Genomic DNA, 6505 nt, shown 5'->3' on the forward strand with positions numbered 1-6505 from the left:
GACGGGCAGCACGGCCGTCGCCGACGTCACCCCGGTCCAGACCGCACTCATGTCCTGCGCAGAGGATTCGGTTGCAGAGCTCGGCGACGCGGTCGTCCCCGGGGTGGTCTCCGAGGAGCCCGTTGCAGTCGACGCGATGCCGGAGAGCTGGGCCTCCTTGTCGCTCTGCAGCTGTGCCCGGGCGGCGGCCAGAGCGGCCTTCGCCGTGGTGAGGGTCTTCTTCAGGGACGTACGGTCCAGCTGGGCCACCACTTGGTCCTTCTTCACCGTGTCGCCCTCGGCGACGACGGATTCGACGGTCCCGTCGGTGGCGAAGGCGAGGTCGGCCCGCCCGTTGGGCGCGATGGTGCCTGTCAGCGAGAGCGTCTGTTCAACGTCGTCGGCCATGACCGTCGCGGTGCGGTAGCCGGCAGCCACGGAGGTGGTGGCTGCGTACGCGGTGTAGCCGCCACCCGCGACCACGATCAGCGCCGCGACGCCGGAAGCCGCCTTGATCCAAGGGCGGGAGGGACGCCTCACGACGATGCTCCGTTCTGGCCCGGCGCGCCGCCTGGCATGCCGCCACGGCCACGGAAGCCGGCGGCGCACCCGCCGTCGACCGGCTCGGTGATCGAGATCCGCTCGGCGGTGACCGCGCCGGTGTCGTCGGACTCGCCGGATGCGGTGACGCACTTGCCGATGACCAGGGCGCTCTTCGTCGCCGTCTCCGTGGTGGTGTAGGAGGTCTCCGGACCGACCGCGGCGTTCACCGACGTCGTCTCCTCGGAGCGGCGCGATGTCGCCGCCATGGTGAAACCCGAGCCGCTGACCGCGGTCACCTCGCCCGATGTGCTCAGGCCACCACGCGGGCCATCCCCAAAGCCGCCGGGGCCGCCCGAGGGCATCCCTTCTGGCATCTCGGCAGGCGTCCTCTCGGGCGCACCCGAAGCCCCGCCTTCGGGCCGCGGACGGCCCCCGGGACTTCCGCCGCCGGCACAGGACCCGTCGGTCTTCTCGGTGATCCGGACGACACTGGCGGTCACGGTGGTCTCGCTCGACTCGGCGCCCTCGGCAGGCGTGACCGTCACGCAGCTGCCGACCGTGACGTCGGACAAAGCGGTGCTGACCTGCTGGCTGATGGTTGTCTCGTCGTTGTAGGTGACCGCGGTCTGGGAGTCGCTGCCCTGGACCTGGAGGGTGCTGCCGTCGATGGCGGCGATCTCACCGGTAGCGCCCGGCATGCCGCCGTCCATCCGGCGGTCCTGCTGTTGTCCTTGGCCGGATTCCTGTCGCTGCTGGTCGGAGGCCGCGTCGCTGTCGGAGCCACAGCCGGCCAAGGCGAAGAGCCCGACCGCGGCGAGGGTGGCGAGCGACAGGGTGCGAGCGCGGCGCCTGCCGGCCGTATTCGTGATGATCATCGAGATTCCTTCGTACGTCGAGATGGAGGTGTCACTCGCTGCGGAGCGCGTCGATCGGTGTCAGACGGGCGGCCCGGCTGGCGGGGTAGACCCCGAAGCCGACGCCGAGCGCCAAGGAGGTCACCAGCGCAGCAGCGGTGGCAACGATGGACAGCGAAACGGGCTGGTCGATCAGCCCAGGCAGGCCCCAAGCGCCGATGACGGCGATGAAGATGCCGATGACGCCGCCCGCCAGGCCGAGTAAGGACGCCTCGGCCAGGAACTGGCGCCGGATCACCGCTGGGGTCGCACCGAGCGCCTTGCGCAGGCCGATCTCACGGATCCGCTCCGTGACCGAGACAAGCATGATGTTCATGACGCCGATGCCGCCGACGAGCAGCGAGATCGCCGCGATGCCGCCGAGCAGCACGGTCAGGGTCTTGTTGGTGGCGTTGGCCGTCTCGACCAGCGAGTCCTGCGAGGAGATCGAGAAATCGGCCTCGTCCGCGGTGACGCCGTGCAGGTTGAGCAGCAGCGCATTGATCTCCTGGTAGGCGGCTGGGAGCGCATCGTCGGAGACCGCCTCGACGTATACCGTTGAGAGCGAGCTGCTCGTCGAACCGGTGAGCGCCTTGGCTGTGCCCATCGGGGCGACCGCGGTGTCGTCCTCGGTGGAGCCCGAGGAGCTCGCGCCGCTCGACTCCAGCACGCCGATCACGGTCAGCGCAGTTCCCCCGACCGAGACCTTCTCCCCGACAGGGCTCGCCCTTCCTGTGAAGAGCTCGGCGGCGGTGTCGGCGCCGAGGACGACCACCTTCGCCCCCGAAGCGACCTCGTCGGAGGTGAAGAACCGGCCGGACGCGACCTCGCGCTTGCGGACCTCGGGCCACGTGGTCGTGGCACCGACCAGCGAGGTCGTCCAGTTGGTGGAGGCGGTGTCGAGCTGAGCGTTCGAGGTGGTCACCGGGGCGACCGCCTTCACGTCCGGAGCCGCCTCGTCGTCGGCGAGCGCCTCGGCGTCCGACAGGGTCAGCGTGGAGGCTGACCCGAAGCCGCCGCGTACGCCCGAGGAGTCGGTGGAGGAGCCAGGGGAGACGATCAACAGGTTGCTACCGAGCGCGCTGATCTGGCTCTTGACCTGGTCTTGCGCACCTTGGCCGAGGCCGACCGTGAGAATCACCGAGGCGATCCCGATCACGATCCCGAGCATCGTCAGCACCGACCGCAGCCGATGTGAGCGCACCGCTTCCCACGCCGTCGCGAGTGTCTCGCCCCAGCTCATCGTCCACCCCCGGCGAGCACCGGCTCGTCGGCCGTGATCAGACCGTCGCGGATGGTCAGGTTGCGCCCGGCGCGCTCAGCCACCTCGTGCTCGTGAGTGATCAGCACGATGGTCCTGCCGTGCGCGTGCAGCTCGTCGAGGAGCGCAAGCACGGCCTCGGTCGAGCCCGAGTCGAGGTTCCCGGTCGGCTCGTCGGCCAAGATGATGTCTGGCTCGGTGACCAGCGCCCGAGCAACCGCGACGCGCTGCTGCTGTCCACCGGAGAGCTCACCGGGACGGTTCTCGAGCCGGTCGCCGAGCCCGACCCGCTCCAGCGCCCGGGCGGCGCGCTCGCGCCGCTGGGCCTTGGTCACACCGGCGTACATGAGGGGAAGCTCGACGTTGCGCCAGGCGGGCAGACTCGGCAGCAGGTTGAACTGCTGGAACACGAATCCGATCCGCCGGTTGCGCACCTGTGCGAGGGATGCCTCCGACATCGTCGACACGTCCTCGCCGCCGAGTCGATAGGAGCCCTCGGTCGGTACATCGAGGCAGCCGAGGATGTTCATCAGGGTCGACTTGCCGGAGCCGGAGGGCCCGATCACGGCGACGTACTCTCCGGCGCTGATCTCCATGTCGACACCACGCAGCGCCTCGAACTCGATCGAGCCTGAGCGGTACATCTTTCGTACCCCCTCCAAGGAGACGACCGGGGTGCCCGTGCTCACTGACCGCCACCCATCTGGCCCGGCGCCCCGCCGCCTGGCATCTGACCACCGCCCGGCCGCTGGCCGCCGCCTGGCATCTGCCGTGTCTGTCCCTCGCCACCGAAGCCCCCTCCTCGTCCGCGTTCCTGGTTGCCGGACCCCGAGGTGCCGCCACCAGGACGGGTGAATCCCTCGATCTCGACCGTGTCGCCATCAGCGAGCCCATCGGTGATCTCGGTCGTGGTGCCGTAGACCTCACCGATCGAGACCGCTGTCTTCACCGTCTTGCCGTCGACGACCTTCTGGACGTACGCCTGGTCGCCCTCGGCCGTGATCGCGGCACTGGGCACCGAGAGCACGTCATCGCGCTGCTTCACAGTGATCGCGGCGGTGGCCGAGGTGCCCGGATACAGGTCGTCGCGCTCGCCGGTGACCGCGATGGTCACCGGGAAGACGGCGGCACCCGACGAGCTCGTCTCGGCGACCTTGCCGACCGACGCGACCGTGCCGAAGACGTCCTCATCGACTCCGTTGACGGTGATCGTGGCCTGCAGACCCTTCTTCACGGTGGCCGCGTCGTCGGCGCTGACGGTCGCCTCGACGAGATGGTTTCCCACCGAGACGATCGAGACCGTGCCGGCGCTCGCCGAGCTCTCCCCGTTCGCGTCTCCCGACGTGCCTCCGGTCGAGGGGCCGGAGCCGCCGGATCCACCGGGCGACGAGCCCGAGGTGCCCGCTGACGAGCCCGCTGACGAGCCGACGACATCACCGACGGCGACGTCGAAGGCGGTGACCGTACCGCTGATCGTTGCGCGCAGCACGGCGTCCTCGACCGCCTGACGTGCGGAGTCGAGGTTTGCTTCCGCCGCCGCAACGGCGGCTTCGTCCGAGGCGATCTGTAGGTCGGAGGCTCCCGAGGACTCGGAGGCGGCGAGCTGCTCCTGAGCCGCGGTGACCGCGGACTCGGCCGCCGTGCGAGTGGCGACCAAGGTGGTGTCGTCCACCCGGGCCAGCGCGTCGCCCTTCTTCACGGTGTCGCCCTCGGCGACGAAGATCTTCGTCACGGTGCCGGAGACCTCGAAGGTGAGGTCAGCAGACTCGGCTGCCTCCACGGTTCCGCTCGCAGCCACCGTCTCCTTCATCGTCCCCGACGTCGCCTGGACCTGCATCGCCTGGGACTGCGCGGTGTCTTCACGGGTGAGCGCCCAGGCTCCCGCTCCACCACCGATCACTGCGGCTGCCACTCCGGCGGCGAGCAGGATCCGCGCCGTACGCCCCAGCCTCCGCCATCGCTCCGTGAGTCTCTTGCGCACCACACTGCCTCTCTCGTACGCCCCGGCGCGGCACCGGAGGTCTGAGGAGGGACTGTGCTGAGTGTGGCTATGCGCTAGGTCGGCTCAATCTGTGGAGAGCCTATGAATCAGGAGCGCCGCTGGCCCGACCAGGCGATCCTTCAACTCAATGGACAGCGTGAAAAATCAAGGTCTGTGAGCACCTCGACATACTCGGGGAGGATCCTGCTCGTGTAAGCGAGAATGCAGACCTGTCAGCGCGTCGACCGCATCGCCGCATCCGCCTGCGCGGGCGGGGTCGGATCAATCGACAGGGAAGTCGACCACCGGCGTGCCGTGGGTGTGGAAGGACGAGATCGTCTTCAGCCCCCACGCCTGGCCCTTGGCCCGCTCGGCCTCGGTCCAGGTGATCAGCGGCCAGTCGGGTGCAAGCACCAGTCGGGTCAGCGGGTTGCACAGTTCGATCCGGTTGCCGCCGGGCTCGTAGACGTAGAGGAAGAACGTCTGCTGGATCGCGTGCTTGTGAGGTCCGGTCTCGATGAAGACGCCGGTGTCCAGGGCGAGGTCGGCGGCACGGAGGATGTCCTCGCGGGTGTCGGTGGCGAAGGCCAGGTGATGCAGCCGGCCGGTCGATCCGGTCCAGTCCTCGGTGTAGACGAGGTCATAGGACTTTTGGGTGAAGGTCGACCAGCGTGCGCCGATGTGACCGTCGTCGAGGCGGATCTGCTCGGTCGGTCGGGCGCCGAGGGCGTCGATCACGAAGCCGGTCGTGGTCTCGACGTCTCGGGCCAGGTAGTTGATGTGGTCCAAGCGCCGCACCGCGACCCCGTGACCCGGCTTGGCCTGGGGCTGGTTCTTCAGCCCCGGCCGGAGCTCGGCCGAGGGGGCCTCCCAGTAGTCGGTTTCGTGGTAGAGCGCGAACTCGTGCCCGTCAGGATCCTGGGTCACCCACAACGGCCCTATACCCGGCTCGTCCCGCTTCCACTCGCCGGTCGCCCCGGTGGCCTCGACCGCGGCGATCCTGCGCTCGAGCGCGTCGGGGGAGGAGCAGCGCAACGCCGTACGTCCGATACCGGCTGCGGCGCGCTCGGTGACCACGAGGCTGTGGTGCTCATAGTCGTCCCAGGTGCGAAGGTAGGTGCTGTCGCCGTCCTGGCCGGAGACGGTCAGGCCCAGGAAGTCGGTGAAGAACGCCACCGTCGCCTCCGGTGTCGGAGTGAAGAGCTGGGCGTGACCGATGTGCGCCACGTCGCCGAGCGGTGGGCGGGTGGGGGTCTCGGCCACCATCCGCCTGAGTGTTGTGAGGTTGTCCGGAACGGGGTTGGGCATGTTCAGTCCTTAGTGGGACGTCGCGGGGACGGTGGGCGCCTCGGCGGCCAGCCGGGCCTTGCGGGTGGCTGGGCCGAAGATCGCCAGGGCGAGTGCTCCGACCACCCAGGTGCCGGCGATGAAGTAGAAGACGGACTGGTAGCCCAGTCCGCTGTAGAGACCGGCGATGATCAGGGGGCCGATGGCGTTGGAGAGCCGACCGAGACCGTAGGAGACCGAGGTGCCGAGGGAGCGCCCGTTGGTGTCGTAGAGCTCGGGGGAGTAGGCATAGGCCAGCGCGGTGTAGCCGCGCTCGAACAGGTTCACCAGGAACCCGAAGGCGACGATGAGCAGCGGCGTGAAGGTGAGCCCGTAGAGGAGCCCGGAGCCGGCGATGATCAGGCCGAAGACGACCAGGCACCACTTGCGCTCGTAGCGGTCGGTGACCAGCGAGGCCAGGAAGGAGCCGAGCGGGGCGCCGATGGTGGTCAGCGCGACGTAGAAGATCGAGTCCTCGACGCTGACGCCTTCGGCTGCGAGCAGGGTGGGGGCCCAGGAGGA

6 protein-coding genes and 1 pseudogene are annotated in these 6505 nt (G+C 69.2%); all 7 read right to left on the minus strand.

What is annotated here, in order from left to right; genetic code table 11:
* A pseudogene (locus tag H5T77_RS25230) lies at window positions 1-519 on the minus strand (hypothetical protein); the annotation flags it as partial.
* Window positions 516-1397, minus strand: a complete 882-nt coding sequence (locus H5T77_RS25235; RefSeq protein WP_292653364.1) for a hypothetical protein — start codon at window positions 1395-1397, stop codon at window positions 516-518. The pseudogene H5T77_RS25230 and the gene H5T77_RS25235, both read right to left, overlap by 4 nt.
* Before the next feature lie 31 nt (window positions 1398-1428).
* On the minus strand, window positions 1429-2658 hold the full coding sequence (locus H5T77_RS25240; protein ID WP_292653365.1) for an ABC transporter permease: 1230 nt from the start codon (window positions 2656-2658) through the stop codon (window positions 1429-1431).
* On the minus strand, window positions 2655-3320 hold the full coding sequence (locus H5T77_RS25245; RefSeq protein ID WP_292653369.1) for an ABC transporter ATP-binding protein: 666 nt from the start codon (window positions 3318-3320) through the stop codon (window positions 2655-2657). The genes H5T77_RS25240 and H5T77_RS25245 overlap by 4 nt, the downstream gene beginning before the upstream one ends.
* A 41-nt stretch (window positions 3321-3361) precedes the next feature.
* Window positions 3362-4657: an efflux RND transporter periplasmic adaptor subunit gene (locus tag H5T77_RS25250; protein WP_292653366.1), complete on the minus strand. Its 1296-nt coding sequence runs from the start codon at window positions 4655-4657 to the stop codon at window positions 3362-3364.
* A 282-nt stretch (window positions 4658-4939) separates the two neighbouring features.
* The gene (locus H5T77_RS25255; protein WP_292653367.1) at window positions 4940-5965 is read right to left on the minus strand and encodes a VOC family protein; all 1026 of its coding nucleotides are present in this window, start codon (window positions 5963-5965) and stop codon (window positions 4940-4942) included.
* A 9-nt stretch (window positions 5966-5974) separates the two neighbouring features.
* On the minus strand, window positions 5975-6505 hold a 531-nt coding region (locus H5T77_RS25260; RefSeq protein ID WP_292653368.1), incomplete at its 5' end, for an MFS transporter.

The sequence above is a fragment of the Nocardioides sp. genome (assembly GCF_014360585.1).
Classification (GTDB): Bacteria; Actinomycetota; Actinomycetes; order Propionibacteriales; family Nocardioidaceae; genus Nocardioides.